At 79.8% G+C, this 1,497-nt stretch carries 1 pseudogene; it reads left to right on the top strand.

The window, feature by feature from the left end:
- Nucleotides 1–1,497: pseudogene (locus HN013_RS32205) on the top strand (ATP-binding protein); the annotation flags it as partial.

Raw genomic sequence — 1,497 nt, 5'->3', positions numbered from 1 at the left:
GCGGCGCCCCCGCCGCCCGCCGGGCCCGCCCGGCCGGGACTGCCCCTGGTGGGCCGCGGCGAGGTCCGCGAACGGCTGGGCCGGCTGCTCGCGCGCGGCCGCTCCGTACGCCTCACCGGCCCCGCGGGTTCCGGGCGCACCACCCTGCTGGACGCCGTCGCGGCCGACTGCGCGGGCCTGGCGCCCGACGGCGTCGTCCGGCTGAACGGCCGTCACCGCACCACCGCCGACCTGCTCCACGAGCTCTTCGCCGCCGTCCACCACGCGCCGCTGCACCGGCCCGACCGGGCCGGACTGCTGGCCGCCGTGCGGGAGATCGGGGCGGTCGTCGTCCTCGACGACCTGGAGTACGGCGGCGCCGCGCTCGACGAACTCCTCGACGCCACCCCGGAGTGCGCGTTCCTCCTCGCCGCCCGGCCGGACGTCGCGGCGCCCTCCGCCGACGCCCACATCGAGGAGGTCTTCCTCGGCGGCCTCGACCGCACCGAGTGCCTGGAGCTGCTGGAGGCGGCCGTCGACCGGCCGCTCACCGACGAGGAGGCCGACTGGGCGGCCGACCTGTGGTTCGAGACGGAAGGGCTGCCGCTCCGGTTCGTCCAGGCCGGGGCGCTGCTCCGGCAGGCGGACGCCGTCGGCTCCGAGGCCGTCCCCGCCGACGACGAGCGGCCGTTCAGCATCCCCGAGGACGGGACCGCCCCGGCGGCCGGCGCCCGGCGCGCGCCCCTGCCCCGGGGCACCGCGCCCGCCGTGCCGCTCGCCGCCCGGCTCGGCGACGCCGCCCGGGACACCCTGCGCTTCGCCCTGGCCCTCGGCGGCGAGGTGCCCCACCAGGCCCAACTGCCCGCCCTCGTCGGGGACACCCACGCCGACGCCGCCGTCGGCGAACTGCTCGACTGCGGGCTGATCACCGCCGTCGGCGCGCACTACCGGGTGGCCGCGGGCGTCGCCGAACAGCTGGCGGGCGAGGGCGGCACCGAAGCCGCCGGCCGGGTGCTGGCCGCCGCCCAGCACTACTCCTGGTGGGCCGGGCACCCCTCCGTCACGCCCGAGCGCATCGCCGCCGAGGCGGACACGATCCTCGCCGCGCTCGCCGCCCTGGTGACCTCCGGCGCGCCCGGCCACCCGGCCGCCGCCGTGCTGCTGGCCCGCACGGCCGCGCCGGCGTTCGCGGGCGCCCTCCACTGGAGTGCCTGGGAACGCGGCCTCCGGCACGGCCAGGAGGCCGCGCGGGTGGCCGGTGAAGTGGGTGAAGAAGCGTATTTCCACCATGAGTTGGGCGTGCTGGCGCTGTGCACCGGGAACCTCGGCCGGGCCCGTGCCGAGCTGGAGGCGTCCACCGGGCTGCGCGGAGTCCTCGCGGACAAGCGCGGCGCGGTCGCGAGCCGGCGGGCGCTCGCGCTGGTCGCCGACCGGTCCCGTCCCGCGGCGGCTCCCACGCCCGCCCGGACGGGCGTACCGCCGCTCCCCGGCGGCCCCGGCGCCCGGCCCGTCGGGCGG

It is taken from the genome of Streptomyces sp. I05A-00742, assembly GCF_013055795.1.
Lineage (GTDB): Bacteria > Actinomycetota > Actinomycetes > Streptomycetales > Streptomycetaceae > Streptomyces.
The sequence above is the reverse complement of the archived record's forward strand: the minus strand, read 5'-3'. Positions and strand labels throughout refer to the sequence as shown.